This is a genomic window from Pseudomonas sp. B1-22, assembly GCF_050474425.1.
In the GTDB taxonomy this organism is placed as follows: domain Bacteria; phylum Pseudomonadota; class Gammaproteobacteria; order Pseudomonadales; family Pseudomonadaceae; genus Pseudomonas.
Genome location: NZ_JBCHVH010000001.1, coordinates 335,344 through 357,713, shown reverse-complemented (window position 1 = coordinate 357,713; position 22,370 = coordinate 335,344). Strand labels below are relative to the sequence as shown.

General features: G+C 62.4%; 26 protein-coding genes, 1 tRNA gene and 1 pseudogene. 6 read left to right on the top strand and 22 right to left on the bottom strand.

The features are described 5' to 3' along the window. The first annotated feature begins 149 nt into the window (after positions 1 to 149). Together ACQ5BL_RS01735 and ACQ5BL_RS01730 are read left to right on the top strand one after the other, a co-directional pair. Positions 150 to 707, top strand: coding sequence for a glycine cleavage system protein R (locus ACQ5BL_RS01735; protein ID WP_430292766.1), 558 nt, complete (start codon positions 150 to 152; stop codon positions 705 to 707). A gap of 12 nt (positions 708 to 719) precedes the next feature. Continuing rightward, positions 720 to 1,193 carry a peroxiredoxin gene (locus ACQ5BL_RS01730; RefSeq protein ID WP_207885019.1) on the top strand — a complete coding sequence of 158 codons (474 nt, stop codon included), beginning with the start codon at positions 720 to 722 and terminating at the stop codon, positions 1,191 to 1,193. 54 nt (positions 1,194 to 1,247) lie between these two features. Here the strand turns inward: ACQ5BL_RS01730 and ACQ5BL_RS01725 are convergent, their stop codons facing one another. Further along, a complete protein-coding gene (locus ACQ5BL_RS01725; protein ID WP_207885020.1) occupies positions 1,248 to 2,327 on the bottom strand; it encodes an AI-2E family transporter in 1,080 nt (359 codons plus the stop codon). A 53-nt stretch (positions 2,328 to 2,380) separates the two neighbouring features. Next, on the bottom strand, positions 2,381 to 2,632 hold the full coding sequence (locus ACQ5BL_RS01720; RefSeq protein WP_207885021.1) for a sulfurtransferase TusA family protein: 252 nt from the start codon (positions 2,630 to 2,632) through the stop codon (positions 2,381 to 2,383). A gap of 226 nt (positions 2,633 to 2,858) precedes the next feature. Between ACQ5BL_RS01720 and ACQ5BL_RS01715 the strand changes: the two genes are divergently transcribed. Then, positions 2,859 to 4,295 carry a M48 family metalloprotease gene (locus tag ACQ5BL_RS01715; RefSeq protein WP_207885022.1) on the top strand — a complete coding sequence of 479 codons (1,437 nt, stop codon included), beginning with the start codon at positions 2,859 to 2,861 and terminating at the stop codon, positions 4,293 to 4,295. A 77-nt stretch (positions 4,296 to 4,372) separates the two neighbouring features. Here the strand turns inward: ACQ5BL_RS01715 and nadA are convergent, their stop codons facing one another. The 17 genes from nadA to ACQ5BL_RS01630 form a co-directional block, all read right to left on the bottom strand. Beyond that, positions 4,373 to 5,431 (bottom strand): quinolinate synthase NadA, encoded by a 1,059-nt coding sequence (gene nadA / locus ACQ5BL_RS01710; RefSeq protein WP_243805732.1) that lies wholly within the window; start codon positions 5,429 to 5,431, stop codon positions 4,373 to 4,375. Between the two features lie 158 nt (positions 5,432 to 5,589). Continuing rightward, positions 5,590 to 5,665 (bottom strand) — tRNA-Lys (locus ACQ5BL_RS01705). Between the two features lie 59 nt (positions 5,666 to 5,724). Next, a complete protein-coding gene (gene queC / locus ACQ5BL_RS01700; RefSeq protein WP_243806127.1) occupies positions 5,725 to 6,399 on the bottom strand; it encodes a 7-cyano-7-deazaguanine synthase QueC in 675 nt (224 codons plus the stop codon). Between the two features lie 38 nt (positions 6,400 to 6,437). After that, a complete protein-coding gene (gene queE, locus ACQ5BL_RS01695; RefSeq protein ID WP_243805734.1) occupies positions 6,438 to 7,085 on the bottom strand; it encodes a 7-carboxy-7-deazaguanine synthase QueE in 648 nt (215 codons plus the stop codon). A gap of 198 nt (positions 7,086 to 7,283) precedes the next feature. Then, a complete protein-coding gene (gene ybgF, locus ACQ5BL_RS01690; protein ID WP_207885025.1) occupies positions 7,284 to 8,138 on the bottom strand; it encodes a tol-pal system protein YbgF in 855 nt (284 codons plus the stop codon). Between the two features lie 6 nt (positions 8,139 to 8,144). Beyond that, the gene (gene pal / locus ACQ5BL_RS01685) at positions 8,145 to 8,651 is read right to left on the bottom strand and encodes a peptidoglycan-associated lipoprotein Pal (RefSeq protein ID WP_017522099.1); all 507 of its coding nucleotides are present in this window, start codon (positions 8,649 to 8,651) and stop codon (positions 8,145 to 8,147) included. Positions 8,652 to 8,703: 52 nt separating this feature from the next. Further along, positions 8,704 to 10,002 carry a Tol-Pal system beta propeller repeat protein TolB gene (gene tolB, locus ACQ5BL_RS01680; RefSeq protein ID WP_207885026.1) on the bottom strand — a complete coding sequence of 433 codons (1,299 nt, stop codon included), beginning with the start codon at positions 10,000 to 10,002 and terminating at the stop codon, positions 8,704 to 8,706. Beyond that, positions 9,999 to 11,066 (bottom strand): cell envelope integrity protein TolA, encoded by a 1,068-nt coding sequence (tolA, locus tag ACQ5BL_RS01675; protein ID WP_243805736.1) that lies wholly within the window; start codon positions 11,064 to 11,066, stop codon positions 9,999 to 10,001. Before tolA ends, tolB begins: the two co-directional genes overlap by 4 nt. After that, the gene (gene tolR / locus ACQ5BL_RS01670) at positions 11,063 to 11,527 is read right to left on the bottom strand and encodes a protein TolR (RefSeq protein ID WP_207885028.1); all 465 of its coding nucleotides are present in this window, start codon (positions 11,525 to 11,527) and stop codon (positions 11,063 to 11,065) included. Before tolR ends, tolA begins: the two co-directional genes overlap by 4 nt. Positions 11,528 to 11,551: 24 nt before the next feature. Beyond that, positions 11,552 to 12,247, bottom strand: a complete 696-nt coding sequence (tolQ, locus tag ACQ5BL_RS01665; RefSeq protein WP_207885029.1) for a protein TolQ — start codon at positions 12,245 to 12,247, stop codon at positions 11,552 to 11,554. A gap of 1 nt (position 12,248) precedes the next feature. Continuing rightward, positions 12,249 to 12,695, bottom strand: coding sequence for a tol-pal system-associated acyl-CoA thioesterase (gene ybgC / locus ACQ5BL_RS01660; protein WP_152221570.1), 447 nt, complete (start codon positions 12,693 to 12,695; stop codon positions 12,249 to 12,251). A 52-nt stretch (positions 12,696 to 12,747) separates the two neighbouring features. Beyond that, the gene (gene ruvB, locus ACQ5BL_RS01655) at positions 12,748 to 13,806 is read right to left on the bottom strand and encodes a Holliday junction branch migration DNA helicase RuvB (RefSeq protein ID WP_207885030.1); all 1,059 of its coding nucleotides are present in this window, start codon (positions 13,804 to 13,806) and stop codon (positions 12,748 to 12,750) included. A 10-nt stretch (positions 13,807 to 13,816) separates the two neighbouring features. Beyond that, entirely contained in the window at positions 13,817 to 14,422 is a 606-nt protein-coding gene (gene ruvA, locus ACQ5BL_RS01650; protein WP_184589721.1) for a Holliday junction branch migration protein RuvA, read from the bottom strand. 31 nt (positions 14,423 to 14,453) lie between these two features. Continuing rightward, positions 14,454 to 14,978: a crossover junction endodeoxyribonuclease RuvC gene (gene ruvC / locus ACQ5BL_RS01645; protein ID WP_207885031.1), complete on the bottom strand. Its 525-nt coding sequence runs from the start codon at positions 14,976 to 14,978 to the stop codon at positions 14,454 to 14,456. A 114-nt stretch (positions 14,979 to 15,092) separates the two neighbouring features. After that, positions 15,093 to 15,839, bottom strand: a complete 747-nt coding sequence (locus ACQ5BL_RS01640) for a YebC/PmpR family DNA-binding transcriptional regulator (RefSeq protein ID WP_207885032.1) — start codon at positions 15,837 to 15,839, stop codon at positions 15,093 to 15,095. A 73-nt stretch (positions 15,840 to 15,912) separates the two neighbouring features. Next, entirely contained in the window at positions 15,913 to 17,691 is a 1,779-nt protein-coding gene (aspS, locus tag ACQ5BL_RS01635) for an aspartate--tRNA ligase (RefSeq protein ID WP_243805738.1), read from the bottom strand. A gap of 43 nt (positions 17,692 to 17,734) precedes the next feature. Beyond that, on the bottom strand, positions 17,735 to 18,004 hold the full coding sequence (locus tag ACQ5BL_RS01630; RefSeq protein ID WP_015478285.1) for an FmdB family zinc ribbon protein: 270 nt from the start codon (positions 18,002 to 18,004) through the stop codon (positions 17,735 to 17,737). Positions 18,005 to 18,549: 545 nt separating this feature from the next. Between ACQ5BL_RS01630 and ACQ5BL_RS01625 the strand changes: the two are divergent. Continuing rightward, positions 18,550 to 18,813 (top strand): annotated as a pseudogene (locus ACQ5BL_RS01625) (cold shock domain-containing protein membrane protein); the annotation flags it as partial. Positions 18,814 to 18,915: 102 nt separating this feature from the next. Further along, the gene (locus ACQ5BL_RS01620; RefSeq protein ID WP_243806129.1) at positions 18,916 to 19,146 is read left to right on the top strand and encodes a cold-shock protein; all 231 of its coding nucleotides are present in this window, start codon (positions 18,916 to 18,918) and stop codon (positions 19,144 to 19,146) included. An 80-nt stretch (positions 19,147 to 19,226) separates the two neighbouring features. Here ACQ5BL_RS01620 and ACQ5BL_RS01615 read toward each other — a convergent pair whose 3' ends face one another. Continuing rightward, on the bottom strand, positions 19,227 to 19,433 hold the full coding sequence (locus tag ACQ5BL_RS01615; RefSeq protein ID WP_207885035.1) for a SlyX family protein: 207 nt from the start codon (positions 19,431 to 19,433) through the stop codon (positions 19,227 to 19,229). A gap of 5 nt (positions 19,434 to 19,438) precedes the next feature. Next, positions 19,439 to 19,864 carry an HIT family protein gene (locus tag ACQ5BL_RS01610; protein ID WP_207885036.1) on the bottom strand — a complete coding sequence of 142 codons (426 nt, stop codon included), beginning with the start codon at positions 19,862 to 19,864 and terminating at the stop codon, positions 19,439 to 19,441. Between the two features lie 722 nt (positions 19,865 to 20,586). On the opposite strand from ACQ5BL_RS01610, the gene ACQ5BL_RS01605 reads away from it, so the two are divergent. Next, positions 20,587 to 21,912: an OprD family porin gene (locus tag ACQ5BL_RS01605; protein ID WP_207885037.1), complete on the top strand. Its 1,326-nt coding sequence runs from the start codon at positions 20,587 to 20,589 to the stop codon at positions 21,910 to 21,912. Positions 21,913 to 21,995: 83 nt separating this feature from the next. On the opposite strand, the gene ACQ5BL_RS01600 is transcribed toward ACQ5BL_RS01605, so the two are convergent. After that, positions 21,996 to 22,358: a PaaI family thioesterase gene (locus tag ACQ5BL_RS01600; RefSeq protein WP_207885278.1), complete on the bottom strand. Its 363-nt coding sequence runs from the start codon at positions 22,356 to 22,358 to the stop codon at positions 21,996 to 21,998. Between the last annotated feature and the right edge of the window lie 12 nt (positions 22,359 to 22,370).

The following is a 22,370-nucleotide window of genomic DNA, read 5'->3' as shown; positions in this document are numbered from 1 at the left end:
AAAGCCGTAATGGTACTGTCGCCACTGGCCATGCACAAGGTGACAGCAGCGTCCCGCGTGCGCTCAGACATTCCCCTCATCGGCTCTTTTCGCTACCCTTTCCCCTTTGTCGATGCGGCCCGCTTGGCCGCCATTCCCAGGAAAGCTGCATGTCCACCTCTCACCCTCGTGAACAATTTCTCCTGATCAGTGCGCTGGGCCCGAACCCGATGGAGCTGACCAGCGTGCTGTGCCGCACCTGCGTCGATAACCGTTGCTCGGTGATCAGCAGCCGCCTGACCCGCCACGGCGAGTTCAGCGCGCTGGTCCTGCAGGTCGCCGGCAGCTGGGACACGCTGGCCCGCCTGGAAGGCGGCCTGCCGGCGCTGGCCAAGCGCCACGGCTTCACCCTCAGCGTCACCCGCAGCAATGTCCACGTCACCCGCGCCCAGGCCCTGCCCTACGTGGCCTATGTCAGCGCCGTGTACCGTCCGGACATCCTCAATGAGCTGTGCCAGTTCTTCATCGATCACAACATCGAGCTGGAGAACCTCACCTGCGACACCTACCAGGCGCCACACACCAACACCAGCATGCTCAATGCCACCATCACCGTGACCCTGCCGGCCGGCACCCAGATCAGCTGGCTGCGCGACCAGTTCCTGGACTTCGCCGACGCCCTGAACCTGGACGCGCTGATCGAGCCCTGGCGCCCGCAGCATCCCTAAGGAGAGAGGCCCATGGCCGTTGAACTGAACAAAGCCGTCGCCGACTTCCAGGCGCCCGCCACCAGCGGTGTCGAATTCCGCCTGTCGGAACTCAAGGGCAAGCAGGTCGTCCTGTATTTCTATCCCAAGGACAGCACCCCCGGCTGCACCACCGAGGGCCAGGGCTTCCGCGACAAGATCGATGACTTCGCCAAGGCCAACACGCTGGTCTTCGGCGTATCCCGCGATGGCATCAAGTCCCACGAGAACTTCAAGGCCAAGCAGTGCTTCCCCTTCGAGCTGATCAGCGACAAGGACGAAGCCGTCTGCCAGCTGTTCGACGTGATCAAGCTGAAGAAGCTCTACGGCAAGGAATACATGGGTGTGGACCGCAGCACCTTCCTGATCGACGCCAAGGGCGTACTGCGCCAGGAATGGCGCGGCGTGAAGGTGCCCGGTCACGTCGACGCGGTGCTCGAAGCCGCCCAGGCGCTGAACAAGGCCTGAGTTGCCGAGCGCATCATGAAAAAGGCCGCTGTTTCAGCGGCCTTTTTTTGTTCGTCACATCAGCGGGCTGACTTGCCGCTCCGGCTCCGGCTGCTTCGGCCAGGCATCCAGCACAGCCTTCACCAGGGTTGCCAGCGGAATGGCGAAGAACACGCCCCAGAAACCCCACAACCCGCCGAACAGCAGCACCGCACAGATGATCGCCACCGGGTGCAGGTTGACCGCTTCGGAGAACAGCAGCGGCACCAGCACGTTGCCATCCAGCGCCTGGATGATCGCGTGGGCGACCATCAGGTAGATGAACTGGTCGCTCCAGCCCCACTGGAACAGCGCGATCAGCGCCACCGGCACGGTCACCACCACCGCGCCGATGTAGGGCACCACCACCGACAGGCCGACCAGCAGGGCGAGCAACGCCGCATAGTTCAGCCCCAGCACCGCGAAGGCGATGTAGGTCGCCACACCGGTGATGAAGATCTCGATCACCTTGCCACGGATGTAGTTGGCGATCTGCTGGTTCATCTCGTTCCACACCTGCTTCATCAACCCCCGTTCGCGCGGCAGGTAGCGGCGGAACCAGAGGTAGAAGCGGCGGCGGTCCTTGAGGAAGAAGAACACCAGGATCGGTACCAGCACCAGGTAGATCATGACGTTGACCAGCACCGGCAACCCGGATAGCGAGAAGGTCAGCGCCCACTGACCCAGTTGGCCAAGTTCGCTGCGCGCCGCCTCGACAGTGCGCAACACCTGCTCCTCGGTGATCATGTCGGGGTAGCGTTCGGGCAGCATCAGCAACGTGGCCTGCCATTCGCCAAGCATCCGCGGCAGTTCGTTGAGCAGGGTGAACAGCTGCTTCCAGACCAGCGGAACCAGCACCAGCAGGAACACCGCGAGCAGCCCGAGGAACAGCGAATAGACCAGCCAGACGGCGAACAGGTGCGGCAATCGGACGCGCTCCAGCACGCCCACCAGGCCCTGGATCAGGAAGGCGATCACCATCGCCGCCAGCACCGGCGCAAGCATGCCGCCGAAGGCCAGGATGACGCTGAAGCCCAGTACCAGAATGACCGCCAGCACTATCGCCTCCTCGTCGGAGAAATAGCGCTGCATCCAGTCCTGCAAAACCTTGAGCATGAACAGACCTGCGAAACGAAAGGGGTAACGTCCCGACTATCCGGAAACGATGGCTACTTCTTGCGCAGCCAGTAGCGATAGACGCCTGCTTCGACCTCTTCATGCAGCAAGGAGTGCCCGGCGAGGTCGGCAAAAGCGCGGAAGTCCCGCTGCGACCCGGCGTCGGTGGCGATCACCTTGAGCACCGCTCCGCTGGGAAGGCGGTTCAGCTCGAGCTTGGCCTTGAGCAGGGGCAACGGACAATTGAGACCGCTGGCATCCAGCTCCGCGTCACAGTCGGGGATGGGCGGTGTGGAATCAGACATCGAAACGAACTCCGGCAATGGCGCTCAAGAATACCGAAAGCATTGGAAAAGTAACCAGGCCGGCGACACCGGTCGCCCCGCCCGGAGCCGTCAGCCTCGCGGCTGCGCGCGCGGACAGCACGGAAAACGCCAAGTTCGATTTGCGCAGCAGTCGCGCCTGGGAACCTAGGCATTGGCAATAGCGTGCGGCTAAAGTAGAGCCTTTCTCGGAACGAGCCTCTTGTACATGAAAGTACTGCGCCCTGCCCTGCTCACCATCGCCTGCGCTCTCGCAGCGCCCGCGATGTCGGACGATCTGCCATCCCTGGGCGACGCCAGCTCGTCCATCGTATCCCCGGAGCAGGAGTTCCAGCTCGGCCGCGCCTGGCTGAGCATGCTGCGCAGCCAGGTCGATACGCTCAACGACCCGCAACTCAAGGACTACGTCGAATCCACCGTGTACCGCCTGGCCGAATCCAGCGAACTGCAGGATCACCGCCTGGCATTCATCCTGATCCGCGACAAGCAGATCAACGCCTTCGCCGCCCCCGGCGGTGTCGTGGGCGTCAACGGCGGCCTGTTCCTCTACGCCCAGAGCGAAGGTGAGTACATCGCCGTACTGGCCCACGAACTGGGTCACCTGAGTCAACGCCACTTCGCCCGCGGCATCGAGGCCCAGCAACGCATGCAGTTGCCGGTGATGGCGGCCATGCTGGCCGGTATCGTCGCGGCCGCGGCCGGCGCCGGCGATGCCGGTATCGCCGCCATCGCCTCGACCCAGGCGGCGGCGATCCAGAACCAGCTGCGCTTCTCCCGGCAGAACGAACAGGAAGCCGACCGGGTCGGCGTGACCACCATGGTCCGTGCCGGCTATGACCCGCGCTCCATGCCCAACATGTTCGAGCGCCTCGCCCGTCAGTATCGCTACGAGGGCAAGCCGCCAGAATTCCTGCTGACCCACCCGGTCACCGACTCGCGTATCGCCGACACCCGCAACCGTGCCGAGCAATACCCCAAGGGCGGCAAGGAAGACACCCTGCGCTACGAACTGATGCGCGCCCGTGTCCAGCAGATGTTCGAGGACACTCCGGGCATGGCCAGCAAGCAGTTCCGCGCGGAGCTCGATGAAGACCCGAAGAACGATGCCGCACGCTATGGCCTGGCCCTTTCGCAGACCCGGATCGGCCAGCTCAACGAAGCACGCAGCGGCCTCCAGCAACTGCTGGCCAAGGCGCCCAACGACATCAGCTACAACCTGGCGATGGTCGACGTGGACATCACCGCCAACAAGCTGCCTGACGCCCAGGCCCGGGTTCAGAAGATGCTCGGCCAATACCCGGACAGCTACCCGCTGATCCAGGCCCAGGCTGACCTGATGATGAAGACCAACCGCGCCGCCGACGCTGAGAAGGTCCTGTTCAAGCTGTCGCAGAAGCGGCCGCTGGACCCGGATGTCTGGAGCCGACTGGCCGATGCCTGCACCCTCAGCGGCAACGCGATCGGCGTGTACCAGGCTCGCGCGGAGTTCTACGCGCTGACCGGCGACTACAAGCACGCGATCGAGCAGCTGGACTTCGCCAAGCGCCGCGCGGGTGGCAACTTCACCCTGGCCGCGCGCCTGGATGCCCGCCAGCAGGAGTTCCGCGATCAGGAGCAGTTGCTGAAGCAGATGATGGGCCGTTGATCCTTGCGAAAATCACATCGGTAGAAACGAAAAAGGCCCGGCATCAAGCCGGGCCTTTTCCATTTCAGCGCACTGGATCAGGCGTTGCCCGCCACCTTCAGCCTGGCGGCCTGGGTGAAATCGAGCATGCGCTTGAGCGGCTTGATGGCCTTGGGGATCAGCGCCGGGTCAACGAAGATTTCGCCACTGCCCTCCTTCAGGCAAGCCAGAGTGCGCTCCAGGGTGTTCATGGCCATCCACGGGCAATGCGCACAGCTGCGGCACGCCGCGCCGTTACCGGCGGTAGGGGCTTCGATGAATTCCTTGTCCGGGCACAGCTGCTGCATCTTGTAGAAGATGCCGCGGTCGGTGGCGACGATGAAGCGCTTGTTCAGCATCGTCTGCGCCGCCTTGATCAGCTGGCTGGTGGAACCCACCGCATCGGCCAGTTCGACCACGGCTTCCGGCGACTCCGGGTGCACCAGGATCGCGGCGTCCGGGTAGACCGCCTTGAGATCTTCCAGTTGCTTGGCCTTGAACTCTTCGTGGACGATGCACGCGCCGTCCCAGAGCAGCATGTCCGCACCGGTTTCGCGCTGGATGTAGCGCCCCAGGTGCTGGTCCGGCGCCCAGAGGATCGGCTCGCCGTTGTCCATCAGGTGCTCGACGATTTCCACCGCGCAGCTGGAGGTCACCACCCAGTCCGCACGCGCCTTTACCGCCGCCGAGGTGTTCGCATAGACCACCACGGTGCGTTCCGGATGCTGGTCGCAGAACGCCGAGAACTCATCCACCGGACACCCCAGGTCCAGCGAGCAGGTCGCCTCCAGGGTCGGCATCAGTACGCGCTTTTCCGGGTTGAGGATCTTCGCGGTCTCACCCATGAAGCGAACACCGGCCACCACCACGGTCTGCGCCGGATGCTGGTTGCCGAAGCGGGCCATTTCCAGCGAATCGGACACGCAACCGCCGGTTTCCTCGGCCAGCGCCTGGATCACCGGGTCGCAATAGTAATGCGCGACCAGCACGGCGTTCTGAGCTTTCAGCTCGGCAGCGATGGCCGCACGGTACTCGGCCTCTTCCTGCGCGCTCAGCACCCGCGGCTGCTTGGCAGCGAGGTGTGCCTGAACCAGCAGGCGTTCGGAAATCTGGGACATCGTGTGGAAACCTCTACAGGCGCGGTTCTGATTATGCCGACGATTTTATCACCACCGCCCTGCGGACGACGCGCCGTCGGAGGCCACACGGCGGACTTTTTCCGGCGCATAGCAAAAGCCCCGTGACCTTTCGATCACGGGGCTTTTGCAGGATATGCTGGTGGGTCGTGTAGGATTCGAACCTACGACCAATTGGTTAAAAGCCAACTGCTCTACCGACTGAGCTAACGACCCGGCGTGGTGCGTATAATACTGATTTCTAACGTAAAAACAACACCCCGAGAAAACTTTTTTCAGAAATATCGCGTCGGGTCGGAAATCCCGGCCGCGCGGAAGCCGTCAGCACGCAGCCTACAGCTGTCGCACTTGCCGCACGCGCGCCCGTCATCGTCCGCCTGATAGCAGGAAACGGTCAGGCTGTAGTCCACGCCCTGGGCCATGCCCGCCTGGACGATCTGCGCCTTGGAAAGGAACTGCAGCGGCGCCTGGATGCGGAATCCTTCGCCCTCCACACCGGCCTTGGTGGCGAGGTTGGCCATGCGCTCGAACGCCTCGACGAACTCCGGCCGGCAATCCGGGTAGCCGGAGTAATCCACGGCGTTCACGCCGATGAAGATGTCCCGCGCACCCAGCACCTCTGCCCAGCCCAGGGCCAGCGAGAGAAACACGGTATTGCGCGCTGGCACGTAGGTCACCGGGATACCTTCGCTCGGCGCTTCCGGCACATCGATGCTGCTGTCGGTCAGGGCCGAACCGCCAATGCCGTTCAGGTTCAGGCCGATCACCTTGTGCTCGATGACGCCCAGTTGGCGCGCCACACGCTCGGCCGCCTGAAGCTCGGCGCGATGGCGCTGACCATAGTCGAAGCTCATGGTGTAGCAGTCGTAGCCTTCAGCCTTGGCCAGTGCGACCACGGTGGCGGAGTCCAGGCCACCGGAGAGCAGGATCACAGCTTTCTTGTCGCTCATGGTTTTCTCAACGCTCATAAATCAGGTCCCCTCCGCGCTCAGTGGCCCGGCTCGTCGTTCCAGAGAATCTTGTGCAACTGCAGTTGCAGGCGCACCGGCAGGTTGTCGCTGACGATCCAGTCGGCCAGCGCCCGCGCTTCTACCTGACGATGACTGGGCGAGAACAGCACCTCGCCGGCGCGCTCTTCCAGGCGGTATTCGATCAGCTTGGAGACCGCCCAGTCGTAATCCTCGCGGGAACAGATGACGAACTTGACCTGGTCGTTGGGCGTCAGCTCCCCGATATTCTCGTAGCGGTTGCGCGCCACTTCACCTGAACCCGGAGTCTTCAGGTCCAGCACACGACTGACGCGGCGGTCGGCGGCAGAGATATCCAGCGCGCCGCTGGTTTCCAGCGACACGTCGTAGCCGGCGTCACAGAGACGCTGCAGCAGCGGGATGCAGTTGGGCTGGGCCAACGGTTCGCCACCGGTGACGCAGACATAGCGCGGCTTATAGGCGGCGACGCGTTCGAGGATGGCGTCGAGGGACTGGACTTCGCCGCCGCTGAAAGCGTAGGCGGTATCGCAGTACTGGCAGCGCAGGGGACAGCCGGTCAGGCGTACGAACACTGTCGGCAAGCCGGCGGTGCGCGTTTCCCCCTGCAACGAGTAGAAAATCTCGGTGATTCGCAGAGTCTGTTGCATATCAGCCACGGGCGTGACGGCGATACAGGCCATCCGCCTCCGTTGCGTTGGAGTCAGGAGCGCGACGAGCACGCTCGGCATAAACGGGGCACCGTAGACATCAGCCGAGCTGAAACCACTGGCGTTTCCCGAGGGGTGGGAATTCTAACGAAAAAGCCCGCTACAAGCGCGGGCTTTTCGGATGCTTCAGACAGAACCTTACTTGAGGTTCTTCAGGTCACGCTGGGCCAGTTGTGCAGCGGAGCTACCCGGGTATTGGGCAATCACCTGCTGCAGGATGCCACGAGCCTTGTCGGCGTTGCCCAGGCGGCGCTCTACGTCGGCGAGCTTGTACAGCGAATCGGGCACCTTGGCACTGCTCGGGTAGGCCTGGCTGACGCGGGCGAAGGCCTGGCCGGCGCCCTGCAGATCGCCCTTGGCGAGGTTCACTTCACCCAGCCAGTATTGCGCGTTGCCAGCGTACTGGCTGTTCGGGTATTTGCGCAGGAAGGCGCCGAAGGCCTGGCTGGCCTTGTCGAAGTCCTTGGCCTTGATCAGGTCGAAGGCGGCGTCGTAGTAAAGCTTTTCTTTTGCCGGGTCACCCGGCTCGTTGCTGGCAGCGGCAGCAGGCGGCTGCTGTTGTGCAGCGGCGGCTGCGCCGGCACCTGCGGCAGCGCCGGCACCGACGCCGGCAGCGGAGGAATTCTGTTGAGCAGCGCCGGCAGCACCGGCACCCGCGCCGCTGGAGATGCGGCTGTCGAGGTCCTGGTAACGCTCCAGGTTTTCCTGCTTCATCTGTTGGATCTGGTTCTGCTGCTCTTCGAGCATGCCGCGCAGACGGGACATTTCGTCCTGCATCTGCTGCAGCTGCATGAACAGCTGAGCCTGTCCGGAGACGGGCTGACTAGTCATCCCGCCTCCGGCATAGGCGCCCTCAGCGCCTGCGGTGCCATACCCCGAGGGCGGCTGGCTGGCGTAACCGCCACCATTGCCGTCCTGTACCGGAACCGCGGCCGCCGCCATCAGGGGCAGGCCGCATACGATCAAGGTCAGAAAACGCAGGCGCATCGGCATCACGTCTTACTTCTTCAGCTCAACGCGACGGTTCTGGGCCCAGGACTGCTCGTCGTGGCCAGTGGCAACCGGACGCTCTTTACCGTAGGAAACCAGTTCCAGCTGAGCCGGGGAAACGCCCTGCAGTACCAGGTAGCGCTGAACGGCCTTGGCACGACGCTCGCCCAGGGCCATGTTGTATTCGCGGGTACCGCGCTCGTCAGTGTGGCCTTCCAGGACTACGCGCTGGCCGGAACCTTTCAGGTCCTTGGCGTGTACGTCCAGGGCACGCATGGCTTCCGGCTTCAGGTCGGAGCTGTCGTACTCGAAGTAGAAGGTGGTGATAGCGCGCAGAGCGGCTTCGTCGCTCAGGGAGCCGTCAACGGCACCGCTGTTGGCGCCGTAGCCAGCGTTCGGGTCAACGCCGCCATTGGCGCCTTCACCAGTAGCATCGCCTTTCTTGGACGAACAGCCGACGGCAACAGCCATGGCGAGGGCGATAACGGCAAACTTGCCGAATTTCAGCATTTCCATCATGTAACTCCTAATGAACCCCAGTGTATAAGTTTGAAACAGTTGGCAACCGTCAGTTCAGGTAAGGGGACCAGGAAGGCTCGCGCACATCGCCTTGAGCGGTGGGAATTGGCAACCGAACGCGTCCATTGATGCTGACGAGCATCAGCACGCCCCGGTCCTGCTGGCGGGTGGCGTATATTAGCATCGTGCCATTGGGCGCAACAGTGGGCGAGTCGTCCAGCGTGGTGTTGGAGAGCACGCGCAGATTGCCGCGCTGAAGGTCCTGGGCCGCGATCTGGAAGTTGGTGAAACCGTCCTGGCGGTGAACCATTACCAGGGTTTTCTCATCCGCGGAAAGTTTCGGGTTGGCGTTGTAGTTGCCAATGAAAGTCACACGGTCGGTGGCGCCGGAGTTCACGTTCATCTTGTAGATCTGCGGCTTGCCGCCACGGTCCGACGTGAAGTACAGGGTCGAGCCATCGGCACCCCAGAAGGGTTCGGTGTCGATCGCCTGGTTGTTGGTCAGGCGACGCAGCTGGCGGCTGCCCAGGTCCATCACGTAGATCTCCGGGTTGCCATCGCGCGACAGCACGAAGGCCAGGCGGTTGCCGTCCGGCGAGAAGGCCGGGGCACCGTTGAGGCCCTCGAAGTTGGAGATCTGCTCGCGGCGACCGGTGTCGACGTACTGCATGAAGATGCGCGGACGCTTCTGCTCGAAGGAGACATAGGCGATACGGCGGCCATCGGGCGAGAAACGCGGCGACAGGATCGGCTCGCGGGACTGCAGCAGGGTCACCGGGCGTGCGCCGTCATAGTCGGAACGCTGCAGGGTGTAGCGGGTGTTGTCCACGGAGAAGCGCTCGGCAGTCACGTAGAGCAGCTTGGTGGAGAACGCGCCCTTGATGCCGGTGAGCTTCTCGAAGGACTGGTCGGCAATGTAGTGCGACATGTCGCGCAGCTGGTCAGTGGTGCCGCCCACGCTGCCGGTCAGGACCTGCTGCTGGGTGGCCACGTTGAGCAGGGCATACTGGATCTGCAGACGACCGCCGGCCGGCACGATGCTGCCGACCAGGACGTACTGCGCGCCAAGGGCCTGCCAGTCGCGGTAGATCACTTCGCTGGCCTGGGCCGGCTGGCTGATCATGTTCTGGCGCGGGATCGGCTCGAAGTAACCGGAGTTGCGCAGGTCGTTGCCGATGATGCTGGACATGTCCTCGGGCAGGACGTTGCCGCCTTGCCAGCCGAACGGAACCACGGCAATCGGGACGGCCGAATCGCGACCGCTGGAAATCACCAGCGGGTCGGCGGCCTGCGCCGCGCCAGCCACCAGGGCCAGGGCGAACAGCGCGAAGCGAATCAGGGTACTCACAGACTTAAATCCTCCGGTTTGAAGACCATACGACGCTGACGATACAGGCTATCGAAAGTGGCACGATCCAGTTTTTGCAGATCGGGAACTCGCCCTACATTTCGGACCGCGGCCACGGCCGAGTCATCGAAAGGTTTGTCACCGCTGGAGCGGGTCACGCTCACATTGGTGATGGTCCCGTCCGGCAGCATCTGAATCAGCACTTCTACGCTCATTCCGTTACGAGCCGAAGGTGGGCGGTTCCACTGCTGACTGACCAGGCTCACGATCAGGTCATCGTAGTTGCCCGCCACCTCGTTACCTTGCTCGTCAGCCAAGGCCTGTTGTCGCTGCGTATCGTCCGACAGCAACTCAGCCAGCGCCTGGGCCTTCTTGTCTTCCTGCGCCTTGCGGGCTGCAGCCGCAGCCGCCTTCTTCCTGGCCTCCGCCACCGCGGCGGCTTTCTTCTTGGCCTCGTCAGCAGCAGCTTTCTTCTTCGCGTCCTCGGCAGCCTTTTTCTTGGCCTCTTCCGCCGCTTTCTTCTTGGCCTCGTCAGCCGCCTGTTTCTTGGCTTCTTCCTCGGCCTTCTTCTTGGCGATATCAGCCTGCTGCTTCTCGGCAGCTGCCTTCGCCTCAGCCTCTTTCTTGGCCGCGGCGGCATCGGCGGCCTTCTTGGCCTCCTCCGCCTTCTTGGCTTCGGCCTCTTTCTTGGCCTCTGCCTCTTTGGCTTCTTTCTTCGCCTCAGCCGCCTTTTGAGCTACCTCGGCCTTCTTTTGTTCCTCGGCCTTGGCTTCGGCGATGGCCTGCTGCTCGGCTTTCTTCTGCTCGAGCTGCTCCTGCTCGTACTGCTTCGCCGAAGTTTTCTTGGCTTCGCCGGCAATCTTCTGGTTGGTCTGCTGGGTCGCCTGGCTCTTGGATTTCAGCTGGTACAGGGTGGCCTGAACGATCGGCCGCGAAGGCGGCAGTTCAGGCGTCATGGCCCAGCTGACGAAGAGCATGGCGAAGATCAGGACGTGCAGAGCTACGGCCAGAACGATCGGCCAGAAGTAGCTTTCCGAAGGAGAGCGCTCGAGCTGGTGCATCAAGTCCCCGGCGCCTCGGTAATCAGACCGACGTTGCCAACCCCGGCTTTCTGCAGGCCGCCCATGACGGCCATGACCGAACCATAGTCGACTGCCTTGTCACCGCGGACGAAGACCTGGACTTTCTTACCCTGGCGACCATTCTCGGCCAGGATGCCGGTGGCGGCACTGACCAGTTGGTCGAGGGAGACGGCAGTCTGGCTGCCCTTGCCCTGGTCCGGATTGACCTCGGAACCCATGTTCCAGTAGTAGGTCTTGTCGGCCTTGATGGAGATAGTGAGGACACGCGAATCGTTGTCCTGCGGCAGCGCCTCGCTGGAAACCTTGGGCAGGTCGACCTTGACCCCTTGGTTGAGCATCGGCGCGGTCACCATGAAAATGACCAGCAGCACCAACATCACGTCGATGTAGGGCACCACGTTCATTTCGGCGACCGGCTTGCGCTTGTGACGAACCCTTGCCATATCGGCTTACCTCTTACGTCGTCTTCAGTCGTCGCTGGTGTGCACTTTGCGGTGCAGGATGGCCTGGAACTCGTCGGCGAAGGTGTAGTAGCGGCCAATGAGCATTTCCGAGCGAGCGGAGAAGCGGTTGTAGGCGATGACCGCGGGGATGGCCGCGAACAGGCCGATGGCGGTGGCGATCAGCGCTTCGGCGATACCCGGCGCCACGGTGGCGAGGGTGGCCTGCTGTACCGCGGCCAGGCCACGGAAGGAGTTCATGATGCCCCACACGGTGCCGAACAGACCGATGTACGGACTGGTGGAACCGACGGTGGCGAGGAACGGAAGACTGGTTTCCAGCTTCTCTTCCTCACGGGAAATGGCGACGCGCATGGCGCGGGCGACACCTTCCATCACCGCATCCGGATCGACGCCGGCCTGCTGACGCAGACGGGAGAATTCCTTGAAGCCGGCACGGAAGATCTGCTCGACGCCCGAATCCGGGTCGGGGTTGCTGCCGGCCTGGCGGTAGAGCTTGGACAGGTCGATGCCCGACCAGAAGCGCTCTTCGAAGGTTTCCAGTGCCTTCTTGGCCGAGCGCATCATGTTGCTGCGCTGGAAAATCATGATCCACGAAGTGACCGAGGCGGCCACCAGGGTCAGCATGACCAGCTGCACCACGATGCTGGCATTACTGATCAAGCTCCACATCGAGGTATGGTCGACGACGTTCGGTTCCACGTTAATCTCCTGCTGAAAGGGTGTCCGGACTGCCGGCAAATGCCGCGCGCAACACATCTGGGATAGCGCGGGGCTTCAGGTTGTCCGCCCGCACGCACGCCACCAGGAATCGCCCCTCGCAGAGCAAGGTCGAATCCGACGCCCGCCGAACCTGTTGACGAAACTTCAGGCTCGCGCGGTTCAACTCCTCGACCTCGGCGCTGACGAGCAGCTCGTCATCCAGGCGAGCCGGCGCGTGATAGCGCGCTTCTGCCGAATGAACGACGAAAAGCAGGTTCTCTCCCGCCAGCTGCGACTGGGCAAAGCCCAGGTCACGCAGCCGCTCGGTACGAGCCCGCTCCATGAACTTGAGGTAGTTGACGTAGTAGACGATGCCGCCGGCATCGGTGTCTTCGTAATAGACCCGAAACCGCTGCTGGAACGGCTGATCCCCGTGTTGCGCGCGCATACTTTAGAACCAAGTAGAGGCTTTGCCAATCGGCAATCGCCCGCAAATGCTATTAATTACCATCTTCAGGGGCGAACAGATCCGGCGTTGCCCCCTCCCCCATCCGCTTCGGCACATTCAGGCCGAAATGCAGGTATGCATGCCGGGTCACTACACGTCCCCGGGGTGTGCGCATGATATAGCCTTGCTGGATCAGATAGGGCTCCAGCACGTCTTCAATCGTGTGTCTTTCTTCGCTGATGGCTGCCGCCAGGTTGTCGATGCCCACCGGGCCGCCGTCGAACTTGTCGATCATGGTCAGCAGCAGGCGGCGATCCTGATGATCGAAGCCGCGCTCGTCAACATCCAGCAGGTTCAGCGCCTTGTCGGCGATGTCGCTGCTGATGTGCCCGGTGCCACGCACCTCGGCGAAGTCCCGCACCCGGCGCAGCAGGCGGTTGGCGATCCGCGGCGTACCGCGTGCGCGACGGGCGATCTCGTAGGCACCCGCGGGCTCGATCTCCAGACCGAGAATCCCTGCCGAGCGTGCGACGATGCTGGACAGGTCGTCCACGCCGTAGAACTCGAGGCGTTGGACGATGCCGAAGCGGTCGCGCAGCGGGTTGGTCAACATGCCAGCGCGAGTGGTCGCACCGACCAGGGTGAACGGCGGCAGGTCGAGCTTGATGGAACGCGCCGCCGGGCCTTCGCCGATCATGATGTCCAGCTGGAAGTCTTCCATGGCCGGGTACAGCACTTCTTCGACAATGGGCGACAGGCGATGGATCTCGTCGACGAACAGCACGTCGTTCGGTTCGAGGTTGGTGAGAATTGCCGCCAGGTCGCCGGGCCGCTCCAGCACCGGGCCGGACGTGCTCTTGATCGAAACGCCCATCTCCTGGGCGATGATGTTCGCCAGGGTCGTCTTACCCAGGCCGGGCGGGCCGAAGATCAGCGTGTGATCGAGGGCTTCCTGACGCCCGCGGGCCGCCTGGATGAACAGCTCCATCTGCTCGCGCACCACCGGCTGGCCGACGTAGTCCGCCAGCTTGAGCGGGCGGATGGCACGGTCGAACTGCTCTTCGCGGTCGCGACTGGAAGCTGAGGAAATCAGGCGATCGGCTTCGATCATCAATGTCTACCTAGACCATGCCTTTCAACGAGCGGCGGATGAGTTCTTCGCTGGACAAACCTTCTTCCTGTACGGCGGCCACGGCGCGGCTCGCTTCCTGAGGCTTGAAGCCCAGGGCAATCAGCGCGCTGACAGCATCGGATTCGGCGCTTGAGACTGCGGCAACCAACTTGGGTTCCACCACCAGCGGTGCGATCGAGGGAATATTTTCCCAGGCCTTGAAACGATCCTTGAGCTCGACCAGCAGGCGTTCGGCGGTCTTCTTGCCGACTCCCGGAATCTTCACCAGGGTGGAAGTATCCTGCGCCTGGACGCAGCGTACCAGTTCGTCGACTTCCAGACCCGACATCAGTGCAAGGGCAAGTTTCGGACCCACCCCGTTGAGGCGAATCAGCTCGCGGAACAGCTCGCGTTCGCGCTTCTCGGCGAAGCCGTAGAGCAGATGAGCATCCTCACGCACCACCAGGTGCGTATGCAGCGTCACCGGCTCGCCCAGGCTCGGCAGGCGATACAGCGTGGTCATCGGCACTTCGAGCTCGTAGCCCACCCCGTTCACGTCGACGATCAGGTGCGGCGGCTGTTTCTCCGCCAGGGTGCCACGCAGGCGTCCAATCACAGGTAAGCGTCCTTAATCTCTAGATTCAGAATCACAGGCGCAGACGGCCGCCACGACGACGAGCGCCTACCAGACCATGCGGTACCAGGCTCTGCCGGGTGTGCGCATGGCACAGGGCGATGGCCAGGGCGTCGGAGGCGTCGATCTGCGGTTTCTGCGTAAGCTTCAGCAGATGCATGACCATCATCTGGACCTGCTGCTTGTCCGCGCCGCCAGTACCGGCAATGGCTTGCTTGACCTGGCTGGCGGTGTACTCGGCGATCTGCAGCCCCTCTTCCGCCGCCGCAACGATGGCTGCGCCGCGCGCCTGCCCCAGCTTCAGCGCCGAGTCGGCGTTGCGCGCCATGAACACCTGCTCGATGCCCATCATGGTCGGCTGGTAGGTCTGGATGACCTCGCGCACGCCGCGAAAGACAATCTGCAGGCGCTCGAACAGCTCGCCGTTGCCGGTACGGATGCAGCCCGACGCCACGTATTCGCAGCCGCGGCCGGTGTCGCGCACCACGCCGAAGCCGGTAATCCGTGAGCCTGGGTCGATGCCGAGAATCAGGGTCATGTCCGTCCGATCAAACCTTGTCCGTAACGCGGACTTCAAAACAAAAACCGGAAGCGGGAGGCGCCGCTGACGACCACTCCCGCTTCCGGCTTCAGAACATCGCCGGCGGTGGGATCAGCCCAGCTGGGCCATCACCTCGTCCGGAATGTCCGCATTGGAGTAGACGTTCTGCACGTCATCCAGGTCTTCGAGCATGTCGATCAGCTTGAGGACCTTCTGCGCGGTCTCCAGGTCCAGGGTCGCAGTGGTCGACGGGATCATGGTGATCTCGGCTTCCTCGCCCTTGAAACCGGCTTCGGTCAGCGCTTCGTTGACCGAGATGAAGTCGGCGAAGGTGGTGAAGACGTCGATGGAACCATCGTCGTTGACCACCACGTCGTCGGCACCGGCTTCCAGCGCGGCATCCATCAGGGCTTCTTCGTTCACACCCGGCGCGTAGCTGATCTGGCCCTTGCGCTCGAACATGTAGGCCACCGAACCATCGGTACCCAGGTTGCCGCCGCACTTGCTGAAGGCATGGCGCACTTCAGCCGCGGTGCGGTTGCGGTTGTCGGTCATGGCTTCAACGATGATCGCCACGCCGCTGGGCGCGTAACCTTCGTAGGTCAGCTCGGCCATGTTGTCCGCTTCGCTGGAGCCCACGCCGCGCTGGATGGCGCGATCGATGGTGTCGCGGGTCATGTTCGCGGTCAGCGCCTTGTCCACGGCCAGGCGCAGGCGCGGGTTATCCGCCGGCACCCCGCCGCCCTGCTTGGCGGCGACGGTCAGCTCACGAATGAGCTTGGTGAAAATCTTGCCCTTCTTGGCGTCCTGACGTTCCTTGCGGTGCTTGATGTTGGCCCATTTGGAATGACCAGCCATAACTCACTCCGTATCGCGTGTTTGCTTCGCAGGCGGCGCCCGCAGGACGGGCGCCGCTGCAATCTGAATCGACTTACTCGGCGGCCTTCTGCTGCTCGCGCAGGCGGATGTGCAGCTCGCGCAGAGCCTTGCCGTCCACGGTGCCCGGAGCCTGGGTCATGACGTCGCCGGCGCTCTGGGTTTTCGGGAAGGCGATGACTTCGCGGATCGAGGCCGCGCCGGTCATCAGCATGACCAGACGGTCCAGGCCGAAGGCCAGGCCACCGTGCGGCGGCGCGCCGTACTTGAGGGCGTCGAGGAGGAAGCCGAACTTCTCTTCCTGCTCCGCATCGTCGATGCCCAGCACGCGGAACACCGCCTGCTGCATGGCCTTGTCGTGGATACGGATGGAGCCGCCGCCCAACTCGGTGCCGTTGAGCACCATGTCGTAGGCACGGGACAGTTTGCCGGCCGGGTTAGCCTCCAGCTCTTCCGGGGTGCACTTGGGCGCGGTGAACGGGTGGTGCAGCGAGGTCAGGCTGCCGTCGTCGTTCTCTTCGAACATCGGGAAGTCCACGACCCACATCGGCGCCCACTCCTTGGTGAGCAGGTTGAGGTCATGGCCGACCTTGATGCGCAGCGCACCCAGGGCATCGCAAACGATCTTGGCCTTGTCGGCGCCGAAGAACACGATGTCGCCGTCGACTGCACCGACGCGATCGAGGATCACATTCAGGTTCGGCTCGGCGATGTTCTTCACGATCGGCGACTGCAGGCCTTCCACGCCCTTGGCGCGTTCGTTGACCTTGATGTAGGCCAGGCCCTTGGCACCGTAGATACCGACGAACTTGGTGTAGTCGTCGATCTGCTTGCGCGGCATGCTCGCACCGCCCGGAACGCGCAGGGCAGCAACGCGGCCCTTCGGATCGTTGGCCGGGCCGGAGAAGACCTTGAACTCGACGTCCTTCAGCTGATCGGCCACGTCGACCAGTTCCAGCGGGATACGCAGGTCAGGCTTGTCCGAACCGTAGCGGCGCATGGCCTCTTCGAACGGCATGTGCGGGAATTCGTCGAACTCGACGTTCAGCACTTCCTTGAACAGCTGGCGCACCATCTTCTCGGTGATTTCGATGATGTCGCTTTCGTCGAGGAAGCTGGTCTCGATGTCGATCTGGGTGAATTCCGGCTGGCGGTCGGCACGCAGGTCTTCGTCGCGGAAGCACTTGGCGATCTGGTAGTAGCGGTCGAAGCCGGCCACCATCAGCAGTTGCTTGAACAGCTGGGGCGACTGCGGCAGGGCGAAGAAGTGGCCCGGGTAGGTGCGGCTCGGCACCAGGTAGTCACGCGCGCCTTCCGGAGTCGGGCGACCGAGGATCGGGGTTTCCACGTCGAGGAAGCCATTGTCGTCCAGGTAGCGGCGGATGCTGCTGGTGATGCGCGCGCGCAGCTTCAGCTTGGCGGCCATTTCCGGGCGACGCAGGTCGATGAAGCGGTAGCGCAGGCGGGTTTCCTCGCCCACATCGGAGTATTCGTCCAGCGGGAACGGCGGGGTCTCGGCCTGGTTCAGCACTTCCAGTTCATGGCCCAGCACTTCGATGGCGCCGGAAGCCATGTTGGCGTTGCGCGCGCCTTCGGGGCGCAGGCGCACCTTACCGGTGATCTTCACCACATATTCGCTACGCACGCGGTCGGCCTTGGCGAAGGTCTCGACGCGATCCGGGTCGAACACCACCTGGGCCAGACCTTCACGGTCACGCACGTCGAGGAAGATCACCCCGCCGTGGTCGCGGCGACGGTGTACCCAACCGCAAAGAGTGACTACCTGGCCGTCCAGGCTCTCGTTCAACTGGCCGCAATAGTGGCTGCGCATCATGGTGTGTTTCGCTTCTCGAAAGTCTTGAATTCTAGGGAACCGCTCATTCGCTGGCGGAGCAGCCGCCACCACCGCAACCGGTGGCCGGACAGGCCGCTGGGGCATCGCCGGAGGCCAGGTTCTTCTTCGCCCCGGTCTTGAAGTCGGTCTCGTACCAACCGCTGCCGCCCAGGCGGAAGCCCGGAGCCGACAACATCTTCTTCAATTCGGGAGCCTTGCAGGCCGGACAATCGACCAACGGCGCATCGCTGATCTTCTGCAGCGATTCCAGCTGATGCGCGCAGGACTGGCACTGGTACTCGTAAATCGGCATGGGGCACCTTGACTGATCACACTGCCACGGGCCCGCGTCCCGCGGCAAAGACGCGGATTATAGCCTGAAAAATCCGCAGGTTGCAGCCAGGTACCGGCAGCCGCCGCCAGGGCGCACGGATTCGCCGAACAGTATCCTGCCGCCATCGCCAAAGGCCTGTCACGACTACTGGCGCAGGGACAGAGGCAGGAGTCCATGGTCCGTACCGCCCGCAATCTTTCCCCTGGCGATCAAGGCCAACGACGCCCCGCCCCACCGCCGACCTGCTCACCAAGCGTATTCAGGCTCACGACAAGTCCACCCGGATGCTCAGCAGCCCGCTCGATGACTGATCCTCCTTATAGATAGAAGGAAGCCCCTCCGCAGGCGGGCCTTGCTCCTCCCGGAATGACCTAAGCGGTTGATTTGTGAAGGCAAGTGGTTTGCTGTTAAATAACCGCCGTGCGTACACGCATAGGCCGCCCGGCACGCTTTCATTTTCTTATCTGGCGTCGCATCAAGGGACGGCTGCTTCTTCGTTACCCGCTCAAGGTGAATCCGTAGCCATGTTGAAAGTCGTCCATCTCCTGACGGGCGTCGCAGCACTCTTGCTGTCGTTCGTCCCCAGTCTGCGCAACGATGCCCTGCCCTACCTGCAACAAAGCGATGCCATCTACCTTGCCCTGCTCGGCCTGACCAGCCTGCTGCTCGCTCCCGGCAGCAACCTCAAGCAACCCGCCGCACTGCAAAGCCTGTCGACTGCCCTGATGGTTCTGGCCGTCGTGCTGCAAATGCTGATCCTGCTCGCTCCGCTGCCTTTCATCGGCGAGCAGCCGGCCATCCTGCTGCCACTGCTGAGCCTGGCCGCCGCGGTCATCCTGCAGTGGGCCGCCAGCCTGAGCAAAACCGGCGCTGCTACGCCTGCCGCACCGATCAGCGACGAGAACCGCGAAACCGGCACCGTGAAGTGGTTCAACACCTCCAAGGGCTTCGGCTTCATTTCCCGCGACACCGGGGAAGACATCTTCGTGCACTTCCGCGCTATCCGCGGCGAAGGCCACCGCATCCTGATCGAAGGACAGCGAGTGGAGTTCTCCGTCGTCCAGCGTGACAAGGGACTGCAGGCCGAAGATGTGATCGCAGCCCTGCCCAACCGCCGCTGAACGCTGCAACAAGACCGCTGAAAGCTCCAATAAAAAGCCCGCCGATTGGCGGGCTTTTTTTTTGGCTCGGTTCTCCAGCCTCAGTAATGCGGTGGCGGCGCCTCATCCTCCGCGACACCCACCTGCCCCTGCAAATCCTCCAGACGCTTGATCAACGCCTGCATCTGCAGTCGCAGCCGCTCGATCACCCGTTCCTGCTCATAGACCACGTCGCTCAAGGTCTGCAGCGCATCATCCTGGAACGCCAACCGACTCTCCAGGTCGGCAACCCGATCTTCCAGCTCCATCACACTCACTCCTGCGCGAAACGGAACTCATCGCCCAGCGCCATGCGCAGCTTTTCGCGCAGGCGAGCGAGCTCCTCGACATTGTAAGGCACCGCCGGATGACGCCCCCAGACAGGCCCTGGCCAGGCGGCGTCGCTGCGACGGCGAACGATCACATGCACGTGCAGCTGACTGACGACGTTACCGAGATTGGCAACGTTCATCTTGTCGGCACAAAAGGTGTCCTTGAGGGTCTCGGCCAGCTGCGTGGCCTCCCTCCAGAGTTGCTGCTGATCATCGGGATCGAGCTGGAACAACTCACTGACATCCTCACGACGGGGCACCAGGATGAACCACGGATACTGCGAGTCATTCATCAGCAGCAGACTGCTCAATGGAAAATCCCCCACCGCGACGGTGTCCTGCTTGAGGCGGGAATCCAGGACGAACATAACGACCTCTCCTGTTCGACGAACGCATTGATAAGACTAGCCCCGCCAGGGGCCGAAGGGCGCGAAGGATACTAGAGCGCCCCGCCAGCGAATACGCCCGCCGCACCTGCATGGCGCGAAACGTTGCCCGGCAGGCCCCAGCACCGTGCAGAGCGCAAATGCGACAGATTCCGACAACAGGCCGCCGGAAGGGAACCGCCAGCCAATAGCACTGAAAAGCCTCGAAAAATCGTTAAACCAACGTTCACGACACAATTCTGAAAACGACTCCACCGCATGCTGTTTATTGCAAATCGGCCAAGGAAGCCGTGAAATGCGTCATCGCGTCGCAAGCCCGGCGACGCACGGCAATCGGCGGGGCAATTGTGCACGCTTGTTGCTAGCCGAAGGACAAGGGGCAAGGACATCGACGTCACGCCAAGCCAAAGGCAGCGCGACGAAGGGAACCCGAAAGTGGTCAATGGAGAACGAACCACGTTGGCTGACGCAATCCAGAACATGCTGCGAATCGGGGGGAGCAATCTCTTTTTGCAACATGGAATCTACCTGAATGCGACATGTTGCATGCAGGTTTGCGACAGCCCTGTAAAGTTTTCGCGTGTTTATTTAGGCAACTATCGCCAAGAGAACACGCGTGCTATAAGTTAGCGCCGACAAAAAGAATGAGCCGTCACCGCGGCACTGTGATGGCAGATAATTTCAAAACCAAAGGAGCAATCACAATGAAAGTGATGAAGTGGAGCGCCATCGCCCTGGCGGTATCTGCAGGCACCACGCAACTGGCAATGGCCGAGCCCTTCGTAGGCAACCAGGCTGACGCCAAAGGCTTTGTCGAAGACAGCAGCCTGAACTTCCTGGTTCGCAACTACTACTTCAATCGCAACAAGACTGATGGTGCTCGCGACGCCCGCGACTGGACCCAGGGCTTCTGGGCCAACTACAACTCCGGCTTCACTCAGGGCGTTGTTGGCTTCGGCGTTGATGCCTTCGGCTACCTGGGCCTGAAACTCGACGGCGGCAGCGGCTACGGCGGCACCGGCAACCTGCCGGTTCATTCCGATGGCGAGAAAGCCGACGACTTCGGCAAAGCCGGCGGCGCCGTCAAGGTCCGCATCTCCAAGACCGAGCTGAAAGCCGGTGACATGCAGCCCACCGCCCCGGTATTCGCCGTAGGCGGCACCCGCCTGCTGCCGCAAACCGCCAGCGGTATCGCGCTGATGAGCAGCGAAATCGACGGCCTGGATCTGGAAGGCGGTCACTACTACTCCGGTACCGGCCAGGACACCACCAACCGTGACGGCGAAATCTGGTCGCAATACGGTGGCGTTACCGCCAACTCCGCTGACTTCGTCGGTGGCAAGTACCAGTTCAACGACCAGTTCAGCGCACAGCTGTACGGCGCCCAGGTCGAAGACCTGTGGGACCAGTACTACGTCAACCTGAACTACACCCTGCCGATCGCCGACGACCAGTCCCTGGGCTTCGACGTCAACTACTACAACACCCGCGACTCGGGCTCGTCCAAGCTGGGTGACATCAGCAACAACACCTACTCGCTGGCCGCCGCCTACTCCTTCCTGCAGGCGCACACCCTGACCCTGGCCTTCCAGAAGGTGAACGGCAACACTCCGTTCGACTACATCGGCATCGGCGACAACAACGCTGGCGGCGACTCGATCTTCCTCGCCAACTCCATCCAGTACTCCGACTTCAACGGTCCGGGTGAAAAATCCTGGCAGGCTCGCTACGACCTGAACATGAAAGAGTACGGCGTACCTGGCCTGACCTTCATGACCCGTTACGTTCACGGTGACGACATCGACGGCACCAAGATCGACCCGACCAGCCCGTACGCTGCCTATGGCTATGGCGAAGACGGCAAGCACCACGAAACCAACGTCGAGGCCAAGTACGTAGTACAGGCCGGTCCGGCGAAGGATCTGTCCTTCCGTGCTCGTCAGTCCTGGCACCGCGCCAATACCGATCAGGCCGAAGGCGATATCGACGAGTTCCGTCTGATCATCGACTACCCGCTGTCCGTTCTGTAATACAGAGCGAACCGCAGGTAATGAAAAGCCCGGCTTCGGCCGGGCTTTTTCTTGCAACTTGCAAACAACTTCGAACGAACTTGTTACATCGGCAGTACATAGGTGCCGGTTACATGGGCAACCAACTCCTCCTGATTGCTCACGGAATAGACAGACACTTCACATACCACTTGACGACGCCCCAACTTTAATATCTTTGCCTCCGCCAGAAGATCTTCCGGCTTCGGCTTGCTGAGAAAGTTGATATTAAGGTTGGAAGTAACCGCCATCTCGACGTTGTCCAGCTGAGCCAGAATCACCGCATACATCGCCGCATCCGCCAGTGCCATGATGGTCGGCCCGGAAACCGTTCCGCCGGGGCGAACCAGCTTGCCGTGGAAGGGAATCCGCGCGAACGCACTACGCCCCTCCAGCGCATCGATACGAAAATCCATGTCATCGGCCATGGGCAATCCAGC